Annotated in this window: 23 protein-coding genes and 1 tRNA gene; 8 read left to right on the forward strand and 16 right to left on the reverse strand. The window is 64.7% G+C overall.

The features are described 5' to 3' along the window. Window positions 1–47 precede the first annotated feature (47 nt). Together BSY18_RS08420 and BSY18_RS08425 are read right to left on the reverse strand one after the other, a co-directional pair. Entirely contained in the window at window positions 48–1,073 is a 1,026-nt protein-coding gene (locus BSY18_RS08420) for an SO2930 family diheme c-type cytochrome (protein ID WP_236823489.1), read from the reverse strand. Then, complete coding sequence (locus tag BSY18_RS08425; protein ID WP_069050293.1) at window positions 1,070–2,275, reverse strand: parallel beta-helix domain-containing protein; 1,206 nt, start codon at window positions 2,273–2,275, stop codon at window positions 1,070–1,072. Before BSY18_RS08425 ends, BSY18_RS08420 begins: the two co-directional genes overlap by 4 nt. 57 nt (window positions 2,276–2,332) lie before the next feature. On the opposite strand from BSY18_RS08425, the gene BSY18_RS08430 reads away from it, so the two are divergent. Further along, entirely contained in the window at window positions 2,333–2,803 is a 471-nt protein-coding gene (locus BSY18_RS08430; RefSeq protein WP_335617685.1) for a DUF2147 domain-containing protein, read from the forward strand. A gap of 192 nt (window positions 2,804–2,995) precedes the next feature. Here the strand turns inward: BSY18_RS08430 and BSY18_RS08435 are convergent, their stop codons facing one another. The 12 genes from BSY18_RS08435 to BSY18_RS08490 form a co-directional block, all read right to left on the reverse strand. Continuing rightward, a complete protein-coding gene (locus BSY18_RS08435; RefSeq protein WP_069050294.1) occupies window positions 2,996–3,337 on the reverse strand; it encodes a hypothetical protein in 342 nt (113 codons plus the stop codon). A 103-nt stretch (window positions 3,338–3,440) separates the two neighbouring features. Then, entirely contained in the window at window positions 3,441–4,091 is a 651-nt protein-coding gene (locus BSY18_RS08440) for a TetR family transcriptional regulator (RefSeq protein WP_054134649.1), read from the reverse strand. Next, window positions 4,072–4,938: a crotonase/enoyl-CoA hydratase family protein gene (locus tag BSY18_RS08445; protein ID WP_069050295.1), complete on the reverse strand. Its 867-nt coding sequence runs from the start codon at window positions 4,936–4,938 to the stop codon at window positions 4,072–4,074. The genes BSY18_RS08440 and BSY18_RS08445 overlap by 20 nt, the downstream gene beginning before the upstream one ends. Before the next feature lie 62 nt (window positions 4,939–5,000). Next, on the reverse strand, window positions 5,001–5,783 hold the full coding sequence (locus BSY18_RS08450) for an SDR family NAD(P)-dependent oxidoreductase (protein ID WP_054134651.1): 783 nt from the start codon (window positions 5,781–5,783) through the stop codon (window positions 5,001–5,003). A gap of 176 nt (window positions 5,784–5,959) precedes the next feature. After that, complete coding sequence (locus BSY18_RS08455) at window positions 5,960–7,132, reverse strand: acetyl-CoA C-acetyltransferase (RefSeq protein WP_069050296.1); 1,173 nt, start codon at window positions 7,130–7,132, stop codon at window positions 5,960–5,962. 212 nt (window positions 7,133–7,344) lie between these two features. After that, window positions 7,345–8,772, reverse strand: coding sequence for an aldehyde dehydrogenase family protein (locus BSY18_RS08460; protein ID WP_069050297.1), 1,428 nt, complete (start codon window positions 8,770–8,772; stop codon window positions 7,345–7,347). A 108-nt stretch (window positions 8,773–8,880) separates the two neighbouring features. Continuing rightward, window positions 8,881–10,173, reverse strand: a complete 1,293-nt coding sequence (locus BSY18_RS08465) for a cytochrome P450 (protein ID WP_069050298.1) — start codon at window positions 10,171–10,173, stop codon at window positions 8,881–8,883. Between the two features lie 4 nt (window positions 10,174–10,177). Continuing rightward, window positions 10,178–11,716: an acyl-CoA synthetase gene (locus BSY18_RS08470; protein WP_069050299.1), complete on the reverse strand. Its 1,539-nt coding sequence runs from the start codon at window positions 11,714–11,716 to the stop codon at window positions 10,178–10,180. A 249-nt stretch (window positions 11,717–11,965) separates the two neighbouring features. Beyond that, window positions 11,966–12,634 (reverse strand): M23 family metallopeptidase, encoded by a 669-nt coding sequence (locus BSY18_RS08475; protein WP_054134656.1) that lies wholly within the window; start codon window positions 12,632–12,634, stop codon window positions 11,966–11,968. A gap of 421 nt (window positions 12,635–13,055) precedes the next feature. Continuing rightward, entirely contained in the window at window positions 13,056–13,520 is a 465-nt protein-coding gene (locus BSY18_RS08480) for a peroxiredoxin (protein ID WP_069050300.1), read from the reverse strand. Between the two features lie 33 nt (window positions 13,521–13,553). Further along, window positions 13,554–16,250, reverse strand: coding sequence for a bifunctional [glutamine synthetase] adenylyltransferase/[glutamine synthetase]-adenylyl-L-tyrosine phosphorylase (locus BSY18_RS08485; RefSeq protein ID WP_442856580.1), 2,697 nt, complete (start codon window positions 16,248–16,250; stop codon window positions 13,554–13,556). A gap of 87 nt (window positions 16,251–16,337) precedes the next feature. After that, window positions 16,338–16,982, reverse strand: coding sequence for a sigma-70 family RNA polymerase sigma factor (locus BSY18_RS08490; RefSeq protein ID WP_069050302.1), 645 nt, complete (start codon window positions 16,980–16,982; stop codon window positions 16,338–16,340). A gap of 243 nt (window positions 16,983–17,225) precedes the next feature. Between BSY18_RS08490 and BSY18_RS08495 the strand changes: the two genes are divergently transcribed. From BSY18_RS08495 to aguB, 4 genes are all read left to right on the forward strand, one after another. Next, complete coding sequence (locus tag BSY18_RS08495) at window positions 17,226–18,905, forward strand: M28 family metallopeptidase (RefSeq protein ID WP_069050303.1); 1,680 nt, start codon at window positions 17,226–17,228, stop codon at window positions 18,903–18,905. Between the two features lie 22 nt (window positions 18,906–18,927). Beyond that, entirely contained in the window at window positions 18,928–19,917 is a 990-nt protein-coding gene (locus tag BSY18_RS08500) for an agmatine deiminase family protein (protein ID WP_069050304.1), read from the forward strand. Window positions 19,918–20,011: 94 nt separating this feature from the next. Continuing rightward, window positions 20,012–20,863 (forward strand): class I SAM-dependent methyltransferase, encoded by an 852-nt coding sequence (locus tag BSY18_RS08505; protein ID WP_069050305.1) that lies wholly within the window; start codon window positions 20,012–20,014, stop codon window positions 20,861–20,863. 10 nt (window positions 20,864–20,873) lie between these two features. Continuing rightward, entirely contained in the window at window positions 20,874–21,722 is an 849-nt protein-coding gene (gene aguB / locus BSY18_RS08510; RefSeq protein ID WP_069050306.1) for an N-carbamoylputrescine amidase, read from the forward strand. A gap of 108 nt (window positions 21,723–21,830) precedes the next feature. Here the strand turns inward: aguB and BSY18_RS08515 are convergent, their stop codons facing one another. Further along, window positions 21,831–22,496, reverse strand: coding sequence for a uracil-DNA glycosylase (locus BSY18_RS08515; RefSeq protein WP_069051808.1), 666 nt, complete (start codon window positions 22,494–22,496; stop codon window positions 21,831–21,833). A gap of 22 nt (window positions 22,497–22,518) precedes the next feature. Here BSY18_RS08515 and folK point away from each other — a divergent pair, with 22 nt between their 5' ends. Together folK and BSY18_RS08525 are read left to right on the forward strand one after the other, a co-directional pair. Beyond that, window positions 22,519–23,013 (forward strand): 2-amino-4-hydroxy-6-hydroxymethyldihydropteridine diphosphokinase, encoded by a 495-nt coding sequence (gene folK, locus BSY18_RS08520; RefSeq protein ID WP_069050307.1) that lies wholly within the window; start codon window positions 22,519–22,521, stop codon window positions 23,011–23,013. Window positions 23,014–23,102: 89 nt separating this feature from the next. Further along, a tRNA-Lys gene (locus BSY18_RS08525) sits at window positions 23,103–23,178 on the forward strand. A gap of 289 nt (window positions 23,179–23,467) precedes the next feature. On the opposite strand, the gene BSY18_RS08530 is transcribed toward BSY18_RS08525, so the two are convergent. After that, window positions 23,468–23,722, reverse strand: a complete 255-nt coding sequence (locus BSY18_RS08530; RefSeq protein WP_054134665.1) for a hypothetical protein — start codon at window positions 23,720–23,722, stop codon at window positions 23,468–23,470. Window positions 23,723–23,933: 211 nt separating this feature from the next. On the opposite strand from BSY18_RS08530, the gene BSY18_RS08535 reads away from it, so the two are divergent. Continuing rightward, on the forward strand, window positions 23,934–25,766 hold the full coding sequence (locus tag BSY18_RS08535) for a DUF885 domain-containing protein (protein ID WP_069050308.1): 1,833 nt from the start codon (window positions 23,934–23,936) through the stop codon (window positions 25,764–25,766). Window positions 25,767–25,801: the final 35 nt, after the last annotated feature.

Raw genomic sequence — 25,801 nt, forward strand, 5'->3', positions numbered from 1 at the left:
GCTGTATCTGCGCGATCGACTAAACCACGCCCGCAAGGGTGCAAACCCTATTTCGCGGGGAGCGACGAAATCCATTCACGGATCAGCGCGACCCCCTCGTCATGCACCAGCGATCGCCCGACCTCGGGCATTGCGATACCGGGCTCGGTCGAGCTCATCCGGTGGACCATGATCGAGCGATCGGGATCTCCGGGCGCAATCGCAAAGTCGTGCCCGCCGCTGCCGCGGCCTGCGGCAACCGGGCGCTTGTAAAGACCGGTTGCCACCGGATCGCCCGCTGCGCCTGCATTGAGGAAGAGTCCGGAGTTGCTCGCGGACCCTTGCGGATTGTGACAATGCGCGCAGTTGATCGCGAGATAGGCGCGCGCGCGGGCATCGAGCGACCCGGTGCCGGCATCGTTCCACACCGGCGCGCTGCCCAGCGACACCGGTCCCTTCCAGTTGGTCCGGCTGCGCAGCGACGCGGCCGCCTTTCCGGTCAGCGCCATGTTCGCGGCCACTGGCCCGATCGGCACCACAGCGCCGCTGCGCGCATGGCATTCCTTGCACTGGTTCTTGTTGGGCACGGCATAGCTGATCGGCTGCGCTTTCCCCGATGCCCGGGGCACCGTGACCGTCAGACGCGTGCCTGCCAGCTTGAGCTCTGCATCGGACATATCCGGCTTCCAGACATAGGGTAGCGCCTCCCAGCCCGATGCCCGGCGCAGCAGCACCCGGGTCTCGATCGGGCGGAACGCGGCCCCCTCGCCATAACCGAAGGTCTTGATCAGCGCGCTGCCGACGGGAAAATCGAGCGCGCCATTGGCATCTGCGCTGATCCGCGCCGAGGCGGGGACGTAGATGAACCGCTGCTTTTCGGCATAGTCGGAGAACAACGGCGTGCGCAGGCTGTAACCGATCAGCTGGTCCGAGGGCACGGTCACCCCCTGCCCGGTGAAGAAGCCGAATTCGGACAGCGTGCGCGGATAGCCCGCATCCTGTATGGCGCTATCGGAGATGCTGCCGGGTACCGGCGCGGCGCTCGCCAGCGGACCTGCGCAGGCGAGGGCCAGGGCAATGCGCCGCAGCTTCACTTGATCGCGGCCTCCATCGCCTCGGGCATCACGATTTTGGGCAGCCGGGGCGCAGCATCGCCGGTGAGCTTTGCAAGCGCGGGCTGCGCGGTCTCGATCGGTTGATCGGACCGGGTGAGCCCCAGGTTGAGCACCGGAACATCGTCGTTGGAGACGATGCTGGCCTCCGCCCCGCCGACGCCATCCCAGATGATCGGGGGGACGCTGCCGCCGAAGGCCGCGGCAAGCATTTCGCCTCCTGCAAATTGCGGCGCAAAGCCGGTCTTGCCATGCGCATTGTCGCTGATCCGCACATTGCGCACGCTGGGCTGGTATTTCGCGTCGTCGTACTTCTGGCGATAGCCGATGACCATGATGTTGGACGAGCCATTGCCGTCGAAGACATTGTCGAAGATTTCGATGTCGCGATTGGCCATCACCATGATCCCGGTGCCGCTGGGCACGCTGGCGACGATATTGCCCTTGGGCGCGAAATTGGGGGTGTCGTTTTCGGCGACGATATTGTCGAACACGCGAACATTGTGCCCGCCCTGCTGGGGCAGGTTGGGCAGATCGAACACCAGGATGCCGCCGGTGTTCTTGGTGGCGACGTTGTCATGGACGTCGGCGTTGAAACAGTTTTCGATCTCGATCCCCGCCACGTTGAAGCGCGCGATGGAGTTGCGCACCACGATGTTGCGCGACTGGCCGACATAGATGCCCGCATCCGACGCGCCGATGACCAGCACCGAGTCAACGAGCACGTTTTCCGATTCCACCGGATAGATGCCATAGGCGCCGTTGGTTTCCTTCGGGCCTCCGGTCCATTCGACCCGGATGTTGTGATAGACAATATTGTCCGCGCCCTTGGACTTGATCGCATCGCCTTTGCTGTCTTCCACCGCGAAATCGCGCAGCACGACATTGTCCGACGTCACCAGCAGGCCCTCGCCCGCCGCCAACTGGCCGGCGAAGCTGAGCACCGACTTGTCCGGCCCCGCGCCCTTGACGGTGACGCCCGCGATATCGAGCGACAATCCATCGGTCAGCGCAAACCGGCCTTCGCCCAGCTTCACGACATCGCCCGGCTGCGCAACGATCAGCGCCTCCTGCAGCCGCTCCTGCGCGCCCGGTCCCGCCGCGACGGCGATGTCCCTTGCGACCAGCGGTGTCGATGCGACGCACGCCATCAGCGCGATTGCTGCTGCAAATTTCCGCTTCATGCTTTTCCTTCCCCGCGTTATCACCGGAACCGGCGATGCCGTTCTGGTGCCCGTCTGATGCGGGCCGAGGGTGGAAGGCTAATCCTATTCCAGGTGGAGAACAATATGCGCGTTTTCGCTTCTGTCGCAATTCTGGCTGCCGGCACGCTGGCCCTGGCGGCCCCTGCTTTTGCCGCAGAGTCCATCACCGGCCGGTGGCATACGGTGGACAAGCGTGCGCTCGTCACCATTGCGCCCTGCGGCGCGACATTGTGCGGCAAGATCACCCGGCTGCTGGAGCCTCCCAAGAGCGGAGTGACCACGGACGTCAAGAACCCCAATCCCGCGCTGCAGAAGCGCAAGCTGGTAGGGCTCCCCATCCTCAGCGATTTTGTGGCCAACGGCGACAAATGGCACGGCAAGATCTACGATCCCAACACTGGCAAGACCTATCGCTCCGTCGTTTCGGCAGCAGGCGGCGGGAAACTGAATGTCGAAGGGTGCGTTTCGGTGTTTTGTCAGACCCAGGTCTGGACCAAGGCCAAGTAAAACGGCGCGAGCACTTGCGTAACAGTCGATTCGACCTGTTACATTATGGCACAACAAGTGTCATTAAACGGTAACATTGATGTATTGAATGGCGGGCCGGTACGTAACTTGCCTCAAAGCCGCGACCGACCCGCCTCTTCCCGCCTGCTCCCGGTTGCGACCCGGCAGGCATGAAGATTCCGCTATAGCGATTCAGTTCCGGGCGGGATCGCCCTCCGGGCGCAGCAGCGCTTGCTCGTTGACGAAACGGTCGGCCTCCCACAGCAATGATACCGTGCTGCGCAATCCGTGCTTGTCGGACCGCCAAAAGCCGGCATCGCGCAGCTTTACGGCCAGCGCACGCAGTTTCAGCCGCGCATCCGCCACTTCCTCGAAGCCCTGGCTGTCGGCGGCGACCAGCAAAGCGGCGCGCAGCCGCGCGGTGGCCGCCTCGAACGCCTGCTGCTCGCTCAGGCTCACCGTCGCGGGACGCGGGGTCTCCGCGGCAAAGGGCGACGCGTGATCTGGATTCGAAAGGGGGGCGGATGTGTTCATCCTCCCCGTCTACGGAATGTTTCCGGTGATTGTAAGTTTATTACCGTAAAACGAACTTATGTAACCAACAGTTCATCCGATGTTCAGCTGATACCGGTGTCTTTCAGCCCGCGTCAGCGCGCAGCAGACCCGGCATGATGATGTCGAGCGTGTGATCGGCATAGTCGTCGCGCATCTGCTCGGTCATCTCGCTCTGGCCATAGCAATGCTGCAGCACCAGCCGCGCCGAGAAGAACCGGTCGGCAGCGCCGGTGACGGTGAAGTAGAACAATTGCGGGTCGATCGGGCGGAACACCCCCTTCTGCACGCCCTCATCAATCAGCCGCGCATAGGCGGCCGAGATGGGAAGCAGGTAATCGTCCGCGATCTTGCGCGAAACATCGGGCGAGGCATCGCGCACCAGCCGCATCAGCAGCCGGTTGAGATAGGGGAAGCGGAAATAGGTGCCGATCACCGCACGGATATGGACGCGCAGCTTTTCGTCGGGCGCAAAGTCCTTGGCCACCAGCGCACCCAGGCTGTTGACGATGTTGCGCATATCGCGTTCCAACAGCGCCAGCATCAGGCCCTGCTTGTTGCCAAAATAATATTTGACGAGCGCGCTGTTGAGCCCCGAGCGCAGCGACAGTTCGCTCAGCGACAGGTCAACCGTGTCGCCATCGCGCATGATCTGGCTGGCCGCTTCGATCAGCTGATCACGGGCGTTGCGTTCGCCATCGGGAGCCTGTGGCGCGTCATTCATAATCGGGTTCATCCCACCATGGATAGAAACCCGGCATGTCGGATGCAACCCGGTCTGGATAAGTCGCGGCGCGCTTCTCGAGGAAGCTTGCAATGCCTTCTGCCGCGTCGCCCGATCGCGACCGGGTGTAGATCGCCCGGCTGTCGATGCGGTGCGCATACATCGGGTGCGGCGCGGAAGGCAGCCGCCAGAGCATCGCGCGGGTTAGCGCCACCGAGACCGGCGCGGTGTTGTCGGCAATCTCGCGCGCCAGAGCGGTCGCTGCGGGGATCAGGTCCTCGGGGGCATGCACCGATCGCACCAGTCCGCCTGCCAGCGCTTCCTGGGCATCGAACACCCGGCCGGTCATGCACCATTCGAGCGCTTGTTGTTGCCCGACCAGCCTGGGCAGGAACCACGACGACGCAGCCTCGGGGACGATCCCGCGCCGCGCGAAGACGAAACCGAACCGCGCGCTGCTGGAAGCAAGCCGCATGTCCATCGGCAATTGCATCGTCGCGCCAATACCCACCGCCGCGCCGTTGATCGCACCGATAATGGGCTTGGTGCACTGGAACATTCGCAAGGTCAGCCTGCCGCCGCTGTCGCGCACGCGCTCGTCAGACAGGTCGGTGACCGCTTCGTCGCTGGAGAACGGTCCGCCGCCGCTGTCGGGAGTCAGGTCCGCTCCGGCGCAGAAACCTTTGCCCTCGCCGGTCACGATCACCGCGCGGACGTCGTCATTGGCGTCGATCCGGTCCAACGCGTCGATCATCTCGAGCATCATCGTGCCGGTAAAGGCATTCATCTTTTCGGGACGGTTCAGCGTGATGGTCGCAATGCCGTCATCAACCGAATAGCGGATGGTGGTGTAATCCATTGCGATCGCCCTTCCCGAAAAGACACCCCGCCCGGCGTGAACCGGGCGGGATTGTTGAGGTGTCAGCGCGGCGCCATGCGAATGCCGCCGTCGAGACGCACATCCTCGCCGTTGAAATAGCCGCATTCGATCATCGTCATCGCAAGCTGTGCATATTCTTCCGGATTGCCCAGACGCTTGGGGAACGGCACCGATGCGCCCAGCGCATCCTTGACCGGCTGCGGCGCGGCGGCAAGCAGCGGGGTGTTGAAGATGCCAGGCAGGATAGTGTTGACGCGGATGCCCTCGCCGGAAAGGTCGCGCGCGATCGGCAGCGTCATGCCGACAACGCCGCCCTTGGATGCCGAATAGGCCGCCTGGCCGATCTGGCCGTCTTCTGCCGCCACCGATGCGGTGTTGACGATCGCGCCGCGATCGCCATCGGGCAGCGGGTCGAGCGTCATCATGCCCGCGGCCGACTTGGCGATGCAGCGGAAGGTGCCGACGAGGTTGATCTGGATGATCCAGTTGAACGCATCGAGCGGGAAGTGCTTGATGCTGCCGTCGTCGCGCGAGCGGCTGGCGGTCTTGATCGCGTTGCCGGTGCCTGCGCAATTGACCAGGATACGCTCCTGGCCGATGGCAGCGCGCGCCTTGGCGAAGCCTGCGTCGACGCTGGCATCGTCAGTCACGTTCACTTCGCAGAACACGCCGCCGATCTCGTTGGCGAGCGCGGTGCCCTTTTCTTCCTGCAGATCGAAGATGGCGACCTTGACGCCCTTGGCGGCAAGCGCGCGGGCGGTGGCAGCGCCAAGGCCCGATGCGCCGCCGGTGACGACCGCGGAAATGGTGGAATCGAGAATCATGAAGTGTCTCCTGGAAATGTAATCAATCTTCAGTCCTCCCCGGACCGGGGAGGTGGCAGTCCGCAGGACTGACGGAGGGGCAACGGGCTCATGCCGACATTCGCGACTGCGCCTAGACGTTTCCCCTCCACCGCTCTGCGGTCCCCTTCCCCGTTCCGGGGAGGGTCAATCAGGGCTCAGCTCAGCCGTTCGATGATCATGACATTGGCCTGGCCACCGCCTTCGCACATCGTCTGGAGGCCGTATTTGCCGCCGCGCGTTTCCAGCGCATTGAGCAAGGTCGCCATCAGCTTGGTGCCCGATGCGCCGAGAGGATGGCCCAGCGCAATCGCGCCGCCGTTGACGTTGAGCCGGTCGTGGCTCGCGCCGAGGTACGACAACCACGCCAGCGGCACCGGCGCAAACGCTTCGTTGACTTCGTACAGATCGATGTCGTCGATCTTCATCCCCGCCCGCTTGAGCGCGCGCTCGGTGGCGAACAGCGGTTCTTCGAGCATGATCACCGGATCACCCGCGGTCACCGATACGTGGTGGATACGCGCGCGCGGAGTCAGGCCGTGGTCCTTGAGCGCCTGTTCGGACACGATCAGCACCGCCGAGGCGCCATCGCAGATCTGGCTGGCATTGGCGGCGGACAGCAGCCCGGTTTCGGAGATCCGCTTGACTCCGGCGATGCCTTCGAGCGTCGCATCGAAACGGATGCCCTCATCGACCTTGTGCCATTCCTTGCCCTCGGGAGTCTCGATCTCGAGCGGAACGATCTCGTTGTCGAATGCACCCGCCTGGGTGGCGGCAGCTGCGCGGCGGTGGCTCTCGAGCGAAAAGGCGTCAATCTGCTCCTTGGTCTGGCCGTGCTTCTTGACGATCATTTCGGCGCCATCGAACTGGCTGAACATCACGCCGGGGAAGGCTTCTTCAAGCCGCGCCGACTTGTAGTTGCCCATGCCCGCCTTCATGTAGAGCACTGCGGTCGAGCCCATCGGCACGCGGGTCATGCTTTCGATCCCGCTGGCGAGCACGATGTCCTGCGTACCGCTCATCACCGCCTGCGCTGCAAACTGCATCGCCTGCTGCGACGAACCGCACTGGCGATCGATGGTGACGGCAGGGATGCTGTCGGGCAGCTTGGATGCCAGCACCGCGTTGCGGCCCAGATCCATCGTCTGCTCGCCGCCCTGGCCGACGCAGCCGGTGATGACGTCGTCGATCGCCTTGAGGTCGAAATCGTTGCGGCTGCCGATGGCATCAAACACCGCTGCGCCCAGATCGACCGGGTGGATGCCCGCAAGCCGTCCGCCGCGACGACCACCTGCGGTGCGCACCGCATCGACAATATATGCATGAGCCATGAATTTCTCTCCTTGGAACCAGGGGACCGGGCCACCCTTGGGCCCGAGTCCGTCGTGGATTTAACCGTTCGATTAAACAGCGTTGCGCCTGGCGTCAACGATAAGGTCAATCGCGGCCCATCTTCATCACCCCCGCGAAAGCGAGGGCGCATCGATCGCCCAAAATCTGCAGCAGAGCCTCTCCCCGGGGCGCGCCCGGGGAGAGGGCTGGATCACGCCACTGCTTTCTCGCGCTTGACGGTAATCACCTGCGGATAGGTGAACTCGAGCAGGCCTTCCTTGCCATATTCAGCGCCGAAGCCTGACTGCTTGTGCCCGGCGAAAGGCGCGAAGGGCGACAGGTGGAGGAATTCGTTGACCCACACGGTGCCGGTTTCAAGCTGCTCGGCAACGCGCACGCCCTCTTCGGGATTGCTGGTCCAGACAGCGCCAGCCAGGCCGTAATCCGAAGCATTGGCGCGCGCGATCGCTTCGTCGACAGTGGCGAACTTCATCAGCGGCATCACCGGGCCGAACTGCTCCTCGGCAACGATCCGGGCATTTTCGGGCGGGTTGTCGAGGATGGTGATCGGCACGTAATAGCCGGGCACCGAGGGATCGTGATCGCCGCCGACCAGGAACTTGTAGCCATTGTCCTTGGCATCCTGGATCAGCTCGAGCACGCGCTCATACTGCTTCTTGTTCTGGATCGGTCCGACCGCCGTGCCCTGCTCGGCGCCATCGCCGACCTTCACATGGCGGGCGTATTCGGCGATCGCGGCGGACAGCTCGTCATAGATATCCTCGTGGATGTAGATGCGCTTGGCCGCGACGCAGATCTGGCCGGCGTTGGTGAAGCTCGACCAGAACAATTGCTCGGCCACCTTCTTGACGTCGGCATCGGGCAGCACGATCGACGCGTCGTTGCCGCCGAGCTCGAGCGTGATGCGCTTCAAGTCCTTCGAAGCCGATTCCATCACCCGCTTGCCGGTCGCGGTCGATCCGGTGAAGGTGATCTTGTCGATATCGGGGTGCGAGGTGATCATCGGGCCCAGATCATCGCCGCCGGTGATGACGTTGAGCACGCCTGCGGGCACCTTGTCGGCGACCAGTTCCATGATGCGGAGCGTCGCCAGCGGGGTGAACGGCGAGGGCTTGAGCACGATGGTGCAGCCCGACAGCAGCGCAGGGACGATCTTCTGGACCGCCATCATCACCGGAAAGTTCCACGGCACGATGCCGCCGACCACGCCCACCGGAACGCGCCGGGTGCGCGACAACCGGGTCTCGCTGTCCTCGTTGATCTCGTCTTCCAGGCTCAGCGTCGACTGTGCTGCGGACATCGCTGCGGCGCCATAGATCTCGCCGGTGGCCTGCGCGTGCGGCTTGCCCTGCTCGCTGGTCAGCAGACGCATCAGCTCGTCGGCATTTTCCTTGATCGCGGCGGAAATCTTCATGATCACCGCACGGCGATCCTCGATCGGGGTCTTGGACCAGGTCTTGAACGCGGCACGCGCCGCGGCGACCGCACGGTCCAGCTCTGCCTGGCCGCAATCGGGCACCTGGCCGATCACCTGCTCGTTGGCGGGGTTGACCACGTCTATCCACTTGCCGGGCTTTTCGAGCTTGCCGTCGATGAGCACGCTATATTGCTGAACCATGAGATGTTCCTTTCCTGTGAAGTGTTTTCATATGGGCTTTGGCCGCGAGGTTACATCGCCACCCGGCCTCAAGCCACTATCTATTCGTCCGCCGATGCACCTGAACGCTCAGCTTGCAACAAAGCGGATCGGAAGCGTCTTGGGCCCGCCGACGAAGGTGCTGGAGGCGCGCTGCGGGGTGCCCGCAAGCTCCACCGATTCGACCCGGTCGAGCAGTTCCTCGAACAATATCCGCATTTCCATCCGCGCCAGATGCAGCCCCAGACACTGGTGCACCCCTGCGCCGAACGCGACGTGCCGGTTGGGCCCGCGCGCAGCATCGAACCGGTCGGGATCATCGAACACGCGCTCGTCGTGGTTGCCCGAGACATAGCACAGCATCAGCCAGTCATCCTTGGCGATGGCCTGTCCGCCGATCTCGCAATCCTCCGCTGCGGTGCGCATGAAATGCTGCACCGGCGTGGTCCAGCGGATCGCTTCCTCGATCAGCCCGGGCAGCAGGCTGCGGTCGGCCTTGATCCGGGCGAACTGCTCGGGATCGTTGGCCAGCGCCCACATCGCGCCTGCGGTCGAGGCCGAGGTGGTGTCGTGTCCGGCGGCAGCGACGATGATATAATAGCCTGCAGCATTGCGGTCGCTGATCGGCTCGCCATCGATAGTCGCATTGGCGATGACGCTGGCGACATCGTCGCGCGGACTTGCGCGGCGGTCCGCCGCCAGCTTCATGAAATAGCCTTCGAAATCGCGCACCGCATCGACCACGAACTGCATCACCTGCTCCGGTGTCAGGTCGACCGAGCGCGCCCGGTTGAGATCGGGGTCCTCGCCGCCGAACATCTCCTGCGTGAGCTTGAGCATCAGCGGCTCGTCCTCGTGCGGCACGCCGAGGATCTGCATGACGACATGCAGCGGATACAGCGCCGAGACCTGGTGGACGAAATCGCACGCGCCGCCGGTCGCCACCATCGCGTCGATCGAGGCACGCGCGATCTCGCGAATCCGCGCCTCGCTGCCGGCAAGGTTCTTGGGCATGAACCAGCTCTGGGTGAGCTTGCGGTAATCCATGTGCTCGGGCGCATCCATGGTCACCAGCGATCGCACCAGATGCGGGCTTCCGCCGGTGATCATGTGGGTGAGCATCTGCACCGCCACCGGGCCCAGCACTACCGACTTGGGCGCGTTGAGAAACCGCGCATTGTCCTTGCTCACCGTCATGATGTCTTCATGCCGGGTGATCGCCCAGAACGGCATATAGCCTTCCGCCTGCACCAGCCCCACGGGCATGTTGTCACGCGCCCAGCGGAACTTGGTCTTCAGATCGTCCCACTGGCCATAGGCAACCGGGTTGACGATCGCCGATGCGATCTCGGAAGGCAGCGTGGCGGGGGCGATCGTCGCCATGCGATCAACCCTCCGCCAGCGCGCTGTCGGCCTTGGCCTTGGCCCAATATTCGTCGCGCAGCAGCCGTTTGTAGAGCTTGCCGGTCGCGTGGCGGGGCAGTTCGTCGCGGAAATCGATCTGGCGCGGAATCTTTACCCCCGACAACGACTTGCGCAGATAGCCGCTGAGCTCCTCGGCGAGCGCATCGCCGGCTTCGGCCAGATCGAGCGGCTGCACGATGGCGACCACACGCTCGCCCATATCGGGGCACGGCGCGCCGATCACCGCAGCATCCGCCACGCGCGGATGGCTGACCAGCAGGTTCTCGATCTCCTGCGGATAGATGTTGACCCCGCCCGAGATGATCATGAAGCTCTTGCGGTCGGTCAGATACAGAAAGCCATCCTCGTCGACCCAGCCGACATCGCCCAAGGTTGTCCAGCCTTGCGGATGCGTCGCCTCGCGGGTCTTGGCCGAATCATTGTGATAGACGAACGTGCCGCCGCCCTCGAAATACACCGTGCCCTCGGTGCGCGCGGGAACCTCGTTGCCCTCCTCGTCGCAGATCCGCACGATACCCATCAGCGCGCGGCCGACCGAGCCCTGGTGCGTCAGCCAGTCTTCGCTCGAGATGAAGGTGAAGCCATTGCCCTCGGTCCCGGCATAATATTCCTTGAGCACCGGCCCCCACCAGTCGATCATCGCCTGCTTGACCGGCACCGGGCACGGCGCTGCGGCATGGACTGCGGACCTGAGGCTCGAGACATCGTAGCGGGTGCGGATGTCCTCGGGCAGCTTCAGCATACGGGTGAAATGCGTCGGCACCCATTGGCTGACATTGACCTTGTAGCGTTCGATCAAAGCGAGCGCGGCTTCCGGATCGAACTTTTCCATTACGATCACGGTGCCGCCCAATTTGTGCACCGTCATGCACCAGCGCAGCGGCGCGGCGTGATACAGCGGCGCGGGCGAAAGATAGATGCTGTCCGCGCCAAAGCCGAATGCGCCTTGCGCCAGTGCGACCAGCGAATTGCTCGCGGCGATGTCGCCATCCTCGGGCAACGGCAGCCTGACCCCCTTGGGGCGCCCGGTGGTGCCCGACGAATAGAGCATGTCGGCGCCCGCGCGCTGATCGGCGATGGGGGTGTCAGGCAGGCCATCGAGCACCGCCAGGAAGCCTGCATCGTCCAGACTGACCGCCGGCACATCGGGGCATTGTTGCCGGATGGCAGGCAGCTGCGCAGCCAGAGTGTCCGACGTCACCAGCAGCTTTGCACCGCTGTCCTGCACAATATAGGCGATTTCGTCGGCGGTCAGGCGGTTGGATATCGCCACGAAAATCAGCCCCGAGCGCTGCGCGCCCCAAACGACATCGAAATATTCGGCGCGATTCTCCAGACACAGCGCCACGGTGTCGCCAATGGCCAGCCCCTGGCTGCGCAGATAGTGCGCGATCTGGTTGGAACGGCGATCCAGCTGGTCATAGCTGATCTGGCGACCCGATCCGGCCATGATGATCGCGGGCTTGGCGCCCTCCGTCCGGGCATGGACCGATGGATGCATTGCGACATTCCCTCCTGTGCAAGGATTTCCCCCGCAGGGCAGCATAAGCCGCCCGGGGCGATTCCTGTTGTTGGACGGAGCATCGTTTAATCGCGCGATTAAAGCAACGCCAAACTGCGCGTGGCGGACCTCTCAAACGAAAAAAGCGCCGGAAATCCGGCGCCTTTATCGAAAGTCTGATGGCTGGCTTGGCGCCAGGCCGCGCGCTTGTTCGGCCCAGCCGCGCGCTTGTTCGGCGGGGCCGCGCACTTATTCGGCGGGGCCGCCCTGGGCGACGCGGCTGCCATCACGGATGGCGAGAAGGTAATCGCGCGAGGAGATGAAGGGCATCGGGTTCACCGAGTTGCCGGCGATGCGCACTTCATAATGCAGGTGGCTGCCGGTCGAGCGGCCGGTCGAGCCCATCAGGCCGATGACCTGGCCCTTGGTGACGCGCTGATTGGGCTGCACCAGGATCTGCGAGAGGTGGCCGTAGCGGGTCTGGATTTCGCCGCCATGGTTGAGTTCGACATACTGGCCATAGCCACCGACCCACTGCGCGCGGCCGACGATGCCGTCAGCGGTGGCGTAGATCGGGGTGCCGATGGGGCCTGCCATGTCAACGCCCTTGTGGCGGGCGCGGCGGCCGGCGAACGGATCGGCGCGGAAGCCGTACTGGCTGGTGAGCTTGAAGCTGTCGACGGGCTTGCGCGACGGGATGGCGATGCGGCCGGTGTCGCGATTTTCGAGCGACTTCCAGTCAGCGAAGAGAGCGCGGAATTCGGTGTCCTGAGCGCCGGTGCCGTTATCTGCAGCGGCAGAGGCAATATTCGATGCAACGTCGGCGGAACCATTTTCAGCCATTGCGGGTGACGCAGCGCACAGCAGACCGGCTGTGGTGGTGGTAAGAACCGTTGCGATAATTCTGGTTGCGACCATGAATACTCAGCACCTTTTTATCGGGCAGTGCGTCTGGCCGTTGAGCCCTGGCGCCTGCCCTTCTTTCCCGCAGCCTCAAATGAGACCGGGGTAGAAAAACCAAAAATCGTTGGAACCCCTTCCCTCCGATTTCGTTGAACAGTGAGTAGGGGCAAAAGTTTGTGCGCCGCAACCCGTCTCGGCCAATCGCGCGTTGAAGCGTCTGGTTGGCACGTTGAGTCGTTTAATCGCAGGCAAAAAGGGCTGATTTTCGGCATATTGGCTGGTGCAAGCCGACCGGTGAATGGTGAATCAGCACGGGTTATCTACGCCACCAACCCTACTTCGTATTGCAAGAAAACGTCATCCGACCCGCTTTTTGCCGACCAAAACGGCCCGCCCTTGCCGGGCGAGCCGCATGATTCGTTCGCGCCTGGGATGATCAGAGCGCGGTCGCTGCGGCGAGCACCTCGTCGACATGCCCGGCGACCTTCACCTTGCGCCACACCTTCGCCACCTTGCTATCCTTGCCGATGAGGAAGGTCGAGCGGTCCATTCCCATGTATTTCTTGCCGTACATGGATTTTTCGATCCACACGCCCATCGCCTCGGCAAGGCCATCCGTCTCCGCATCACTGGCGAGCGGGACGGTGAGGCCGTATTTTTCGATGAACTTGAGGTGCTTCTTGGGCGGATCCTTCGACACGCCCAGCACCGAAACGCCCGCGGCTTCGAACGCGGGCAGCTGCGCACTGAATTCCTGCGCTTCCTTGGTGCACCCGGTGGTGTCGTCCTTGGGATAGAAATACAGCACCCAGGGTTTTCCGGCGAAATCGCTGGCCCGCACCTCGCTGCCATCGGGGCGGGTGAGCGCCATGTCGGGGATGGTGTCTCCAATATCGGTCATCGTCGTTCCTTTCACTGGTGCGGCTGATGCGGGTCAGCCGGTTGCAAATAATTTCTGCCAGGCCTGTTGAACACCCGCGCGCGCGATTTCGACGTCAGCCATCAGCCCATCCCATGTCTGGCAGCCACAGGCACGCGCGATCAGCACCTGGCTGGCGGGCGGCGGCTCGGCGCAATCGGGCGCCACCAGCCGCAAGGTCACCAGCAGCCGCGTCATCAGATCATGCGCGGCACCCAGCGACGCATCGACCAGCCCCGCTGCGGTCAGTGCTGCCAGCGCCTCGCGCAGATCGGGGTGGAAGGCGGTACGGTGCTGCAACTGGAGCGTGTGGACGATGAATTCGATATCGACCAGCCCGCCGGGCAGCAATTTCACGTCCAGCGGCCCGAGCGGGCGCTTGTGGCTGGCGATATCGGTCCGCATCTTGAGCGCGGCTGCGGCGATCTCGCCCGCGTCGCGCGGGTGATGCAGCACATCGCCGATGATCCCCTCCAGCCGCGCCCGCGCCTCGGGCGAGCCAAAGACGACGCGCGCGCGGCACAGGGCCATATGTTCCCATGTCCAGGCCTGACCCCGCTGATATTCGGCAAAGCTGGCGAACGACACCGCAAGCAGCCCCTGCGCGCCGTTGGGACGCAGCCGGGTGTCGACCTCGTACAGCGCCCCCGCGGCGGTGGGGACGCTCAAGGCTGCGATGATCCGCTGTGCCAGGCGGTTGTAGTATTGTGTGCTCCCCAGCGGCCGCCGGCCATCGGATTCCGCGCCGATCTCGCCGCTGAACAGGAAGATGAGATCGAGGTCCGATGCATGCGTCAGCGCGCCGCCTCCCAACCGGCCCAGCGCCAGAATCACCGGCTCGCTGCCGGCGATCGTGCCGTGCACCTGGGTGAATTCATCGACCGCGCAACTGGCCAGCCGGATGATCGCGGCCTCCGCCACCCGCGCATAGCCGCCAGCGATGGCGACCGGATCGTGCCGCCCCTCGATCAGCTGCACACTCAGCGCAAAGCGCATTTCGCCAACCCGCACCCGCACCGCATCGAGCCGCTGCTGGTAATCGTCGCCAGGTTCCTCGCGCGACAGCCGCTGGACGATCTCGTCGACCGACCCCACCAGATCATAGGCGCTGGCATCGATCAGCCCGTCGAGCAGATCGCCGCGCCGCGCCAGCGATTCGGCGAGCGGCGGCGCATGGCTGAGGATATCGACCATCGTTTGCATCAGCGCAGGGCGAGCCTGCAGCAGGCGGAAGACGTTGACCGTGCTGGGCAGCTGGCGCAGCAGATCGTCGAACCGGTTGAGCGCGGCAGGCTGGTCGGGCGCATCGGCAAACGCCGCGAGCAAGGCGGGCAGCACCGCCTCGAACGCCTTGCGCCCTGCCGCGCTGCGCAGCGCGCGCACCGCGCCGCCGCGCCAGCCCTGCACCCGCGCGGCCAGCGCCTCGGGCGCCTCGAGCCCGGCTGCGGCAAGCGCATCGGCAAGCAGTTCGGGATCGTTGCTCAGCGTGATCGCGGCATCGTCACTGCTCGATCGCTGCGAGGCGATCAGCCCGTCATAGACCCCAGCCACCTCTCCCGTAACGCCCTCCAGCGCGGTAATCATCGCCGCACCATCGGCAAGCCCGTGCAGCCGTGCGACATTGTCGAGCGCCGCCGGATCCTGCGGCAGGCTGTGGGTCTGCTGGTCGTCGACCATCTGCAACCGGTGCTCGAAGGTGCGCAGGGTGCGATAATGCGCCGACAGCATCATGGCCTCGTCCTCGGGCACGATCCCCTGCCCGGCCAGCGCCGCCAGCGCATCCAGCGTCGATCGCGCGCGCAGTGCAGGGTTGCGCCCGCCATGAATCAGCTGGTGCGCCTGGGTGAAGAACTCGACCTCGCGAATACCGCCGCGACCGCGCTTGAGATCGAAGCCGGGGCCGAGCAGCTGGCCCTTGCTGTAATGGTCGCGGATCTGCCGGGTGAGCGCGGCGATCTCGTCGATCGTCCCGAAATCGAGCGAGCGCCGCCAGATGAACGGGCGCAGCGCCTCCATGAAATAGGGCCCCAGCACGCGGTCGCCTGCCGCAGCGCGCGAGCGGATGAATGCCGCCTGTTCCCAGGTCAGCGCCTGCGATTCATAATGCGACAGCGCCGCATCGACCGGGATCGCCAATGGCGTCACCTCGGCGGCGGGGCGCAGCCGCAGATCCATGCGGAAGACATAGCCATGCCCGTCGCGCGCGCTCATCAGATCGATCAGCTGCCGCGCGATTCGCTGTGCGGCATCGGCGGCATCCTCGCGCGCGCGCACCGGAAGCGTCTCGGGATCATAGATGAAGATCGGGTCGATATCCGACGAGTAGTTGAGCTCCTGCCCGCCATGCTTGCCCAGCGCGATCACCGCAAAGCCGCGCACCGGCTCGCCCGGGGTGCGCCTGGCAAAAACATCGCCAAGCGCGCAATCGAGAGCGGCATCGGCAAAATCGGACAGGCAGTGCGTCACCTTGTCGACCCCGATGACGCCTGCCAGATCGGCCACCGCCAGCACCATCGCCAACGCATTCTTGCGGCGGCGCAGCGCCTCGCCCACCGGTGCATCGGCATAGGCTGCCACGATGTCCGCAATCGCTGCATCCACGCCCTGATCGCGCAGCACGGCGAGCGGTTCGGGATGACGCTCGATCGCCAGCGCCAGAAATGGCGAATGCGTGCAGGCGCGGCTTATGGCGTCGGAATATGCATCGGGCATCGTCATGCGACGGGTGCTAACCGCCTGCCCGTGTCTGTGCAATGAGCGATGCAGCGCGCACGCGGCGATCCGCCCCACCTTGCGCAGTTATGCGTCGTCGCCGCCCCGGCCTGGCAGCCCGCCGCTCACCCGGTCGACATCGGCCATGATCGCCGCCATAGGGTCCGCTGTGCGTTCGCCGCGGCTTTCGTTGGTCACCACATCCTCGATCAGCGCGCCCAGGGCGGCGCGACCGCGCGCGACCCGGCTCTTGATCGTCCCCAACGCCACGCCGCAGATCTCGGCCGCTTCTTCATAGGAGAAGCCGCCCGCCCCCACCAGGATCAGCGCCTCGCGCTGGCTTTCGGGAAGCTGCATCAGCGCGCGCTGGACATCGGCAAGATGCAGCTGGTCACCCTGGCCTGCAGGCATCGAGAGGATCCGGTCGGCAACGACGTCGTCCCACTCGGTGGTGAACCGCGCGCGACGCCGCTGCGACAGGAAAGAATTGCGCAGGATGATGAAGGTCCAGGCGCGCATGTTGGTGCCCGCGGCAAAGCGCTCGCGAGCGGCCCAGGCTTTCAGCATGGTGTCCTGCACGAGGTCGTCTGCGACATCGCGATTGCCGCTAAGCGACCGGCCATAGGCACGCAGATGAGGAATCAGCGCAGCCAGCTCCGCCTTGAATGCTCCGTCGTCGAGCGGAGCACCGCCGATTTCCGGCGGGGTATCTGCGGGGGTTTCCGCCGACATCAGTATCTGGCCTGGCCTTCACGCATGGGTTTTACGGGGTGGTGAGCAAGCCGATCGACCCGCGCCACATTGACGCATGTTAACTTTGATACGTCCGATAGGGAATTTCGTTGCATATCACAAGCATGGCGCGAATCGGTTCGTCCCGCCGCGCTTGCCTGCCGCAGGCCAAGCTGGCAAACAGACGCGGCCACCGGACCTGCCGTCCGGCCCTGTGTCCTCTGGTCGAAAAGCGCCCGTATCATGATCAAAACGCTGCTCAAATTCGCTCCCCTGCCGTTCTTCGTGATGTCCGCTGCGCATGCTGGCGCGCAGCAGACAGCGCCTCTCGATATCCCGGATGTCGCCCCCCAGCCGGTGTCGCAAGCTACGATGCAGGACGTGACGCGGATGCTGGCATCGGATGAATTTGAAGGCCGGGCGCCCGGTAGCGTCGGTGAACAGAAGACCATCGCGCTGCTGACCGAGCGTTTTGCCAAGGCGGGGCTGAAGCCCGGCAATGGCGACAGCTGGCTGCAGCCCGTGCCGCTGGTCAGCATCGAGGCAGGCAAGGTCAGCCCGCTGACCATCACTGGCGGCAAGACCCCCTTGAGCTTGGCGTATGGCACCGACATGGTGCTGGGCACCTATCGCGAGGCGGACAGCATCACCATCGCGGGAAGCGATGTCGTGTTCGTCGGCTATGGCATCAACGCGCCCGAAAAGGGCTGGAACGACTATGCCGGGGTCGACGTCAAGGGCAAGACCGTGGTGATCCTGGTCAACGACCCCGACTACGACAGCGCGGACCTCACTGGCGACTTCGGCGGTAAGGCGATGACCTATTACGGCCGCTGGACCTACAAATACGAGGAAGCCGCGCGTCAGGGTGCCGCTGCCGCGCTGATCGTGCACGATACCGTTCCCGCCGCTTATGGCTGGGGCGTGGTCGAATCGAGCTGGACCGGCCCTCAGTTCTTCGCCCAGACCAAGGACAAGGGCGCAAGCCAGACCCAGGCGAACGGCTGGATCCAGAAATCCGCCGCCGAAACCCTGCTCGCCAGCGCCGGGCAGGATCTCGCCACGCTGAGCGCGGCTGCCAGGAAGAAGGGCTTCAAGGCGGTGCCGCTGGGCGTCAAGGCATCGGTGTCGTTCGCCAACGCCATCGACACGACGATGTCGAACAACATCATCGGCATTCTGCCCGGCGCCAAGCGGCCCGACGAATATGTCCTCTACACCGCGCACTGGGACCATCTGGGCCGCTGCAAGCCTGCGTCCGATGGCGACGACATCTGCAACGGCGCGGTCGACAACGCCACCGGCACCGCAGCCTTGGTGGCGCTCGCCGAAACCTTCGCAAAGGCTGGCGCGCCCGATCGCAGCGTGGTGTTTCTGGCGGTGACGGCTGAGGAATCCGGCCTGCTGGGCTCTGCCTATTACGGGCAGAACCCGATCTATCCGTTGGCAAAGACCGCAGGCGGCATCAACATGGATGCGTTCCTGATGGCGGGTCCGTCGCGCAACGTGACCGTGGTGGGCAAGGGCAAGTCCGAGCTCGAGGCGTATCTCGACGCGGCGCTGACATCCGCCGACCGCGTCGCGTCTCCGGACAGCAGCCCCCAGAACGGCTATTATTACCGCTCCGACCATTTCAGCCTCGCCAAGCAGGGCGTGCCGATGCTGTATATCGATGGCGGCGAGGACCTGATCGAGGGTGGCACCGCGGCAGGCGCAGCCGCGGCCAAGGACTATACCGTCAACCGCTATCACGGCCCCAAGGACGAATATAACCCCGACTGGAACTGGTCTGGCGTGATAGCCGACCTGTCGCTCTATTACCGCATCGGCCGATCGCTGGCGATGTCGACCAGCTGGCCCAACTGGGTGGAAGGCGACGAATTCCGCGCCACCCGCGACGCCAGCCGCGCCGCCGCGAAGTAAGGACAGACCGTTGACGTATCGCATGCCCGCCGAATGGTCGCCGCAAGCCTGGTTGTGGATCGGCTTTCCGCATCTCGCCGATGAATGGCAGGGCTTTTTTGCTGCAGCGCAAGCCGAGATCGCGGCATTTGCGCGCGCGGTGGCCGAAAGCGGACAGCCGGCGCGCCTGGTCTGCCGCGACGAGGCGAGCGCGGCCATCGCCCGCGAACTGTCGGGCGATGGGGTGGATATCCGCATCCACCATTATGGCGACATCTGGCTGCGCGATACCGGGCCACTGGTGGTTACAGGGCCCGGCGGCGCGCTGCGGGCGCAGCTGTTCGGCTTCAACGGCTGGGGCGGCAAATATGTAATGGAGGGCGATACCGAGATCGGCGGCGCGCTCAGTGAAGAGGCCGGGCTCGCCTCGGTGCGGGCCGACTGGGTGCTCGAGGGCGGCGCGATCGATGTCGATGGCACCGGATTGGGCGTCACCACCGAACAGTGCCTGCTCAACCCCAACCGCAACCCGCATCTGTCGCGCAGCGATATCGAGGCGCGGCTGCACCGGGATCTGGGGATCGAGCGGCTGTTGTGGCTGGGCGATGGCCTGCTTAACGATCACACCGATGGCCATGTCGACAATCTGGCGCGGTTCGTGGCGCCCGGCACGCTGGCGCTACCGGTTGCTGCCGGGCACGATGACCCGAATGCCGCGATATATGCCAATGCAAAAGCGCGCGCCGAGGCGTTCGGGGTGACGGTCGTCCCCATCCCCTCGCCCGGGCTGGTCGAGCGGGTGGATGCCGAAGGGCAGCTCAAGGTACAGCCCGCGAGCCATATGAACTTCGCGATCACCAGCCATGCGGTCATCGTGCCGACCTACGGCACAGCGTCGGACCAGCCCGCAGTGGAGGCGATCGCCGCCTGCTTCCCCGGGCGCAGGACGATCGGGCTGCGCGCCGATGCAGTGCTCGCCGGCGGGGGCAGCTTCCACTGCGCCAGCCAGCAGATGCCGCTGCCCGTGGGCTGACGCCCAGATCGATTGATCGGCCAGTCGCTGCCGGGTATAGCGCCTGTCAGGTTACTGCCTATATTCCCCAGAACCTTTGAAGAGGATTGCCCCCATGCGCCATTTGATCATCCCTGCCCTGATCGCGGGCACCGCCCTGCCGCTGATCGGAGCCGCCCAGCCTGCCTTCGCCGCCGACGCTGCCGATGCAAGCCCTGCATCCGCGATCGACGCTGCGGTTGCCGCCGATCTGCGCGGCACCGACAAGGCACGCGACCAGTATCGCCACCCCAAGGAAACGCTCGAATTCTTCCAGGTGAAACCGAACATGGTGGTCGCCGAATATGCCGCCGATGCCGGCTGGTATAGCAAGATCCTCGCGCCGCTCACCGCCACCAGCGGCAAATATGTGGCATTGGGCGTCTCGCCGAGCAGCCCGTCGCTGAACGAGGAACGCAAGGCGCAGATGAACGCCTTCCCTGCCAATTATCCCGCGCGCGCCGCGAAGGCGACCGGGGTCAGCGCGGACAAGATCCACGCCTTCGTCACCAACGCCGTCCCCGCCGAGATGCAGGGCAAGGTCGACCGCGTGCTGATCTTCCGCATGCTGCACAACCTGCAGCGCTCGGGCATCCTGGGCAGCGAGCTTGACGCGATCCACGGCATGCTCGCCCCCGGCGGCATGGTCGGCATCGAACAGCACCGCGCCAAGGCCGATGCGCCTGCGGCATATGTCGATGGTTCCAAGGGCTATCTCAAGGAAGCCGATGTGATCGCGATGTTCGAAAAGCACGGCTTCGTGCTGGCTGGCAAGAGCGAGATCAACGCCAACCCCAAGGACCCGGCCAACCACGCGCAGGGTGTCTGGACGCTGCCGCCCAATTATGCGCTCAAGGACGTGGACAAGGACAAGTACGCCGCGATCGGCGAATCCGACCGCATGACCTTGTTGTTCAAGAAGAAGTAAGCTCAAGACTATGACCGAGATCACCGTCGCCGCCCTGCAGTTGCCGCTGGGCGCAAGCGAAGCCGACAATATCGAGGCGGTGACGGATCTGGTCGCCCATGCAGCCGACAAGGGGGCAGCGATCATCCTGCCCCCCGAGCTGTTCGAGGGACCGTATTTCTGCCGGACCGAGGACGAGGCGCTGTTCGCCACCGCGCGTCCGACGAATGAGCACCCCAGCGTGCGCGCGATGGCGAAGCTCGCCCGCCAGCTCAAGGTCGCGATCCCCACCAGCTTCTTCGAGCGCGACGGACCGCATCACTACAACTCGCTGGCGATGATCGATCCCGATGGCGAGATCATGGGGGTGTACCGCAAGAGCCACATCCCGGACGGTCCGGGCTATGAGGAGAAATATTATTTCCGCCCCGGCAACACCGGGTTCAAGGTGTGGGACGTGTGCGGCACCCGCATTGGCGTCGGCATCTGCTGGGACCAATGGTACCCAGAATGCGCGCGCGCGATGGCGCTGATGGGGGCGGAACTGGTGTTCTATCCGACCGCGATCGGCTCCGAGCCCTATGACAGCACGCTCGACACCAGCCGGATGTGGCAGCGCGCGATGCAGGGACATGCGGTCTCCAACTGCATGCCGGTGATCGCCAGCAACCGCATCGGGATCGAGGGCGAGCAGACCTTTTACGGCCACAGCTTCATCACCAACGAATGGGGCGACAAGGTGCTGGAATATGGCGCGGAGGAAACCGGCGTGCTGGTCGCGACGCTCGACCTCGACCAGGCACGGATGCACCGCGCCGGCATGGGCTTCTTCCGCGACCGCAGGCCGGAGCTTTACGGACGGCTGGCGCAGGACGTTTGAAGACCGGAACACCCCGGGCCCCGGATCAGGTCCGGGGTGACGGATGTATTTGACCGGAAACGGATGCAACTCTCGTCATCCCGGACTTGATCCGGGACCCAGGGCCGATCACGCCAAGCGTTCGCCCCGCACCCCGCAGGCGATCGCGAACACATCCTCGAACATCGCGGCCGTCAGCCGTCCAGTGTTCGTGTTGTACCGGCTGCAGTGATAGCTGTCGATCAGCACCCTGCCCTCGCCCAGTTCGTGGACCGCGCCGTGGCCGAAAGGATGATCGGCGAGGCGGTGGCCCCAGTGGCGCAGGAAGCTGTCGTGCGCGATCCGTCCCAGCGCGACGAACACGCGCAAGCGCGGTAGCGCGGCGATCTGGGCGGTGAGGAAGCGGCGGCAGGTGTTGATCTCCTGCGGCGTCGGCTTGTTCTGCGGCGGCAGGCACTTGACCGAATTGATGATCACCACGCCGCTGAGCGCGAGGCCATCGCCGAGATTGCTCTCGTAGCGATCGTTGCTCAAGCCGAACTTCGCCAGAGTCGCGAACAGCAGATCGCCCGCATAATCGCCGGTAAACGGCCGTCCGGTGCGGTTCGCCCCGTGCTTGCCCGGCGCCAGCCCGATGATCCCCAGCCACGCATCGGCATCGCCAAAGGCAGCGACGGGCGCGTTCCACCAGTCGGGATGCTCGGCCTGGCAGGCGTGGCGCAGCGCCACCAGCCTTGGGCATAAAGGACAGTCGCGCGGCGGCTCGGTGTGCGGAATGGGGCTTACGCTGATCACGCCCAAGCGCTAGGCGCAGACCATGCGTCAGGCAAGCCTTGCCCAGTATCTGATCGCGCTGGGATCGAACCGGCGGCACCACCGCATCGGTCCGCCTGAGCGGGTGCTGGAGGCCGCGATGGAGGCGCTCGCGGCCGAGGATGTCGATATTCTCGCGCTCGCGCCTGCCATCCGCACGCGCCCGATCGGCCCTTCGCAGCGCATGTATGCCAACAGCGCGGCGCTGATCTGCACGCGGCTTGCCCCCGACGATCTGCTGGCGCTGCTCAAGACGCTGGAGGCGCGCTTCGGCACCAGGCGCGGCCAGCGCTGGTCGGCACGCACGCTCGATCTCGACATCATCTGGTGGTCGGGCGGCACCTGGCATTCGCGCCGGCCTGAGCTGATCGTCCCGCATATCGCCTTTCGCGAGCGGCGCTTCGTGCTGCAACCCGCCGCGATGATCGCGCCGCAGCTGCGCGACCCGGTCACCGGGCGCAGCATCGGCCAGCTTCTGCACCGGCTCACGCGGGCTTGACCCGCCAAGGCTCCCCGACTAGGGGAGACGCCGCACCGGGACACACCGGTCGACATCCGATGGCGCCACACCGCTGCGCCACCCCTTACGGGCCCTTAGCTCAGTCGGTAGAGCAACTGACTTTTAATCAGTAGGTCGCTGGTTCGAACCCAGCAGGGCTCACCATTATAGCAATTAACTCAATGGTTTATGAGACGGTGGCGGTCAAGCGATCCTGCAGCCGCCTCTGTAGGTAACCCGGTAGGTAACACTTGCCCATTGGTCGGAACGAAGTTGCGCGGCTGCCGTAAGGCTTGCAAGCAACTAACTACGGGCCAAGATACATGACCGCAGCAACTGCATTCGCCCTGATTGCCGGCTTGAACGCGACCGCCATAGCGGCGCTGGTTTATCATCGGGCTCACGCTAAGGCGTCTGGGCGCCCTGCACCGGCATGGTTAGGCGCGGACAACCGCTAATCCGGCCCTGGTTCATCCTTGCCCCACACGCCGGGCCGTTTATCGAAATACCCATTGTCGACCGGATCCGCGACCACGACAGCCGTTGAACCGCCCGCGAGCCTGGCCGCGATATGCTTGGCCATCGCTTCATGCGCGCGGTCACTTTCCATCGCCAGCTTGGACCGCATGGCGGTTTTTGTTGTGGGCGGTGCTGCCTTGAGCGCCTGATATAGCATGGCCTCGAGTTCGGTCTGGTCGATTCTACGCATGGTGACACGATGATGCACGATCAGGGCTGTAGGAAAGCGTATATTTGCTTTCCACAGAACCTCTGGCGCGCGTCTGTCAGACGACGGCGAACCTGAGGCACAGGTATGTGGGTGCAACCCACGTCGCTCGGGCTGTCTCATGCCGTCCATTCTGCGCTTGCCCCCTTTGTGATCAGGCTCTTATGGTCGCCGCCTAACCACGGGGACCATCATGCACCACACCATTCGCTTTGCCGTATCCGCGCTCGCCATCGCGCTTGCCGTACCCAGCACGATCGCGCTTGCACCGGCGATCGCCGCGCAGCCCGCCGAGGCCAATCAGGATGCCGCGCTGACCGCGTTTCTGGATGCCGAGTTCGAAGAAGCGATCAAGCAGCAGCCGCAGCTCGCCACGCGCCTTGGCCGCAAGGACGGCGGCGACCAGTGGAACGACATCGGCGATGAAGCTGCCGAGGCGCAGCTTGCCTGGCGCAAGGCTTCGGTCGCCCGGATGAAGGCGCAGTTCGACCGCGCGAAGCTCTCGCCCGAGGCGCAGGTCAACTACGACATCTGGGCGCTCGAGGCCGAGCGTGCCGAAATGCAGCAGGCCAACCGGGTGTACCGCCCGCCCTTCTATTCGCGGCTCTATTCGGCGCACAGCCAGCTGCCCGATTTCCTGATCAACACGCACACGGTTGCCGACGCGACCGACCTCAAGAACTACATCGCCAGGCTGCGCGGCATCCCTGCTGTGCTTGATGTCGCGATCGCGCGCACCAAGGCGAGCGAAGCGGCGGGTATCCGCGCGCCGAAGTTCCAGATCGAGACCATCATCACCGGCAGCGAGAAGCTGACCAGCGGCGCGCCGTTCGGCGATGGTCCCGATGCCGCGCTTTGGGCGGACGTCAAGGCCAAGACCGAGGCACTGGTCAAGGCCGGCAAGCTCCCTCGCGCCGAGGCCGATGCCATGCTGGCCGAAGCGCGCGCGGCGATCGTCGCGCTGAAGCCGGCCTATGACCGGGTCGTCGCCTGGGCCAGGGCCAGCCTGCCCAACGCGCCCAGCGGCAAGGTCGGTGCGATCACCCTGCCCGAAGGCGCGGCTTATTATGCCAACGAGCTCAAGCTCAACACCACCAGCGACTACACCGCCGAGCAGATCCACTCCATCGGCCGATCGGAGGTCGCGCGGATCGAGGCCGAGCAGGATGCGCTGGCAAAGCAGGCAGGGTTCAAGGACCGTAGCGCCTATTATGCCGAGCGCGCCCGGCTCAACCCGCCGCGGCCCTATGACGACGCGGCGCGGACCGAGTACCTGACGACCGCCAATGCCTTTGTCGCGCACACCCGCTCGCTGCTCGAGCCCTATTTCAACTCGCTGCCCAAATACGGCATCGAGGTGGTGCGCGAGCCGGCATTCTCTGAAGTCGCAGGCGGCGCAGCGCACGCCTCTGCCCCCAGCCCCGACGGATCGCGCCCGGCCAAGACCTATGTCCATCTGGTGGGAACCGTGCCCGATCCGGCGGCGATGTACACGCTGATGTGCCATGAGGCGGTTCCCGGGCACAACATGCAGGGCGACATCCAGGTGCGGCAGACCAGCGGGCCCAAGTTCCGCGCGGTCACCGGCTATGTCGCGTTCGGCGAAGGCTGGGCGCTCTATGCCGAGGCGTTGTGCAAGGAAATGAACGCCTTCCCCGATATCGCGGCCGATTTCCTGCGGCTGGATGCCGAGCTGTTCCGCGCGGCGCGGCTGGTGGTCGACACCGGCATCCATGCGATGGGCTGGACCGAGGACGAGGCGGTTGCGTACATGAACACCACCGGTCGCCAGCCGATCGAACGCTCGCGATCGGAAATCCGCCGCTATATCACGCTGCCGGGCCAGGCGACCGGCTACAAGATGGGGATGCTCAAGATCGTCGAGCTGCGCCAGCGCGCCGAAAGCAAGCTGGGCAAGAAATTCGACATCAAGGGATTTCACGATCTGCTGATCGCATCGGGATCGCAGCCGCTGTCGATCCTGGAGCGCCGGGTGGACGACTGGATCGCGCGCTCGGCGACCTGAGCATGCGCCTCTGACCGGCACGAAGTCCGGTTGCG

Source organism: Blastomonas sp. RAC04 (assembly GCF_001713435.1).
Taxonomy (GTDB): Bacteria; Pseudomonadota; Alphaproteobacteria; order Sphingomonadales; family Sphingomonadaceae; genus Blastomonas; species Blastomonas fulva.

Bases quoted from the DNA above. Each gene is read 5' to 3' on its own strand.
- aguB (WP_069050306.1), top strand. From the start codon at position 20,874: ATGACCGAGATCACCGTCGCCGCCCTGCAGTTGCCGCTGGGCGCAAGC.
- BSY18_RS08445 (WP_069050295.1), bottom strand. From the start codon at position 4,938: ATGGATTACACCACCATCCGCTATTCGGTTGATGACGGCATTGCGACC.
- BSY18_RS08500 (WP_069050304.1), top strand. From the start codon at position 18,928: ATGCCCGCCGAATGGTCGCCGCAAGCCTGGTTGTGGATCGGCTTTCCG.
- BSY18_RS08505 (WP_069050305.1), top strand. From the start codon at position 20,012: ATGCGCCATTTGATCATCCCTGCCCTGATCGCGGGCACCGCCCTGCCG.
- BSY18_RS08490 (WP_069050302.1), bottom strand. From the start codon at position 16,982: ATGTCGGCGGAAACCCCCGCAGATACCCCGCCGGAAATCGGCGGTGCT.
- folK (WP_069050307.1), top strand. From the start codon at position 22,519: ATGCGTCAGGCAAGCCTTGCCCAGTATCTGATCGCGCTGGGATCGAAC.
- BSY18_RS08465 (WP_069050298.1), bottom strand. From the start codon at position 10,173: ATGGCGACGATCGCCCCCGCCACGCTGCCTTCCGAGATCGCATCGGCG.
- BSY18_RS08470 (WP_069050299.1), bottom strand. From the start codon at position 11,716: ATGCATCCATCGGTCCATGCCCGGACGGAGGGCGCCAAGCCCGCGATC.
- BSY18_RS08495 (WP_069050303.1), top strand. From the start codon at position 17,226: ATGATCAAAACGCTGCTCAAATTCGCTCCCCTGCCGTTCTTCGTGATG.
- BSY18_RS08535 (WP_069050308.1), top strand. From the start codon at position 23,934: ATGCACCACACCATTCGCTTTGCCGTATCCGCGCTCGCCATCGCGCTT.
- BSY18_RS08455 (WP_069050296.1), bottom strand. From the start codon at position 7,132: ATGGCTCATGCATATATTGTCGATGCGGTGCGCACCGCAGGTGGTCGT.
- BSY18_RS08475 (WP_054134656.1), bottom strand. From the start codon at position 12,634: ATGGTCGCAACCAGAATTATCGCAACGGTTCTTACCACCACCACAGCC.
- BSY18_RS08530 (WP_054134665.1), bottom strand. From the start codon at position 23,722: ATGCGTAGAATCGACCAGACCGAACTCGAGGCCATGCTATATCAGGCG.
- BSY18_RS08485 (WP_442856580.1), bottom strand. From the start codon at position 16,250: ATGCCCGATGCATATTCCGACGCCATAAGCCGCGCCTGCACGCATTCG.
- BSY18_RS08440 (WP_054134649.1), bottom strand. From the start codon at position 4,091: ATGAACCCGATTATGAATGACGCGCCACAGGCTCCCGATGGCGAACGC.
- BSY18_RS08435 (WP_069050294.1), bottom strand. From the start codon at position 3,337: ATGAACACATCCGCCCCCCTTTCGAATCCAGATCACGCGTCGCCCTTT.
- BSY18_RS08460 (WP_069050297.1), bottom strand. From the start codon at position 8,772: ATGGTTCAGCAATATAGCGTGCTCATCGACGGCAAGCTCGAAAAGCCC.
- BSY18_RS08480 (WP_069050300.1), bottom strand. From the start codon at position 13,520: ATGACCGATATTGGAGACACCATCCCCGACATGGCGCTCACCCGCCCC.
- BSY18_RS08450 (WP_054134651.1), bottom strand. From the start codon at position 5,783: ATGATTCTCGATTCCACCATTTCCGCGGTCGTCACCGGCGGCGCATCG.
- BSY18_RS08430 (WP_335617685.1), top strand. From the start codon at position 2,333: ATGCGGGCCGAGGGTGGAAGGCTAATCCTATTCCAGGTGGAGAACAAT.
- BSY18_RS08425 (WP_069050293.1), bottom strand. From the start codon at position 2,275: ATGAAGCGGAAATTTGCAGCAGCAATCGCGCTGATGGCGTGCGTCGCA.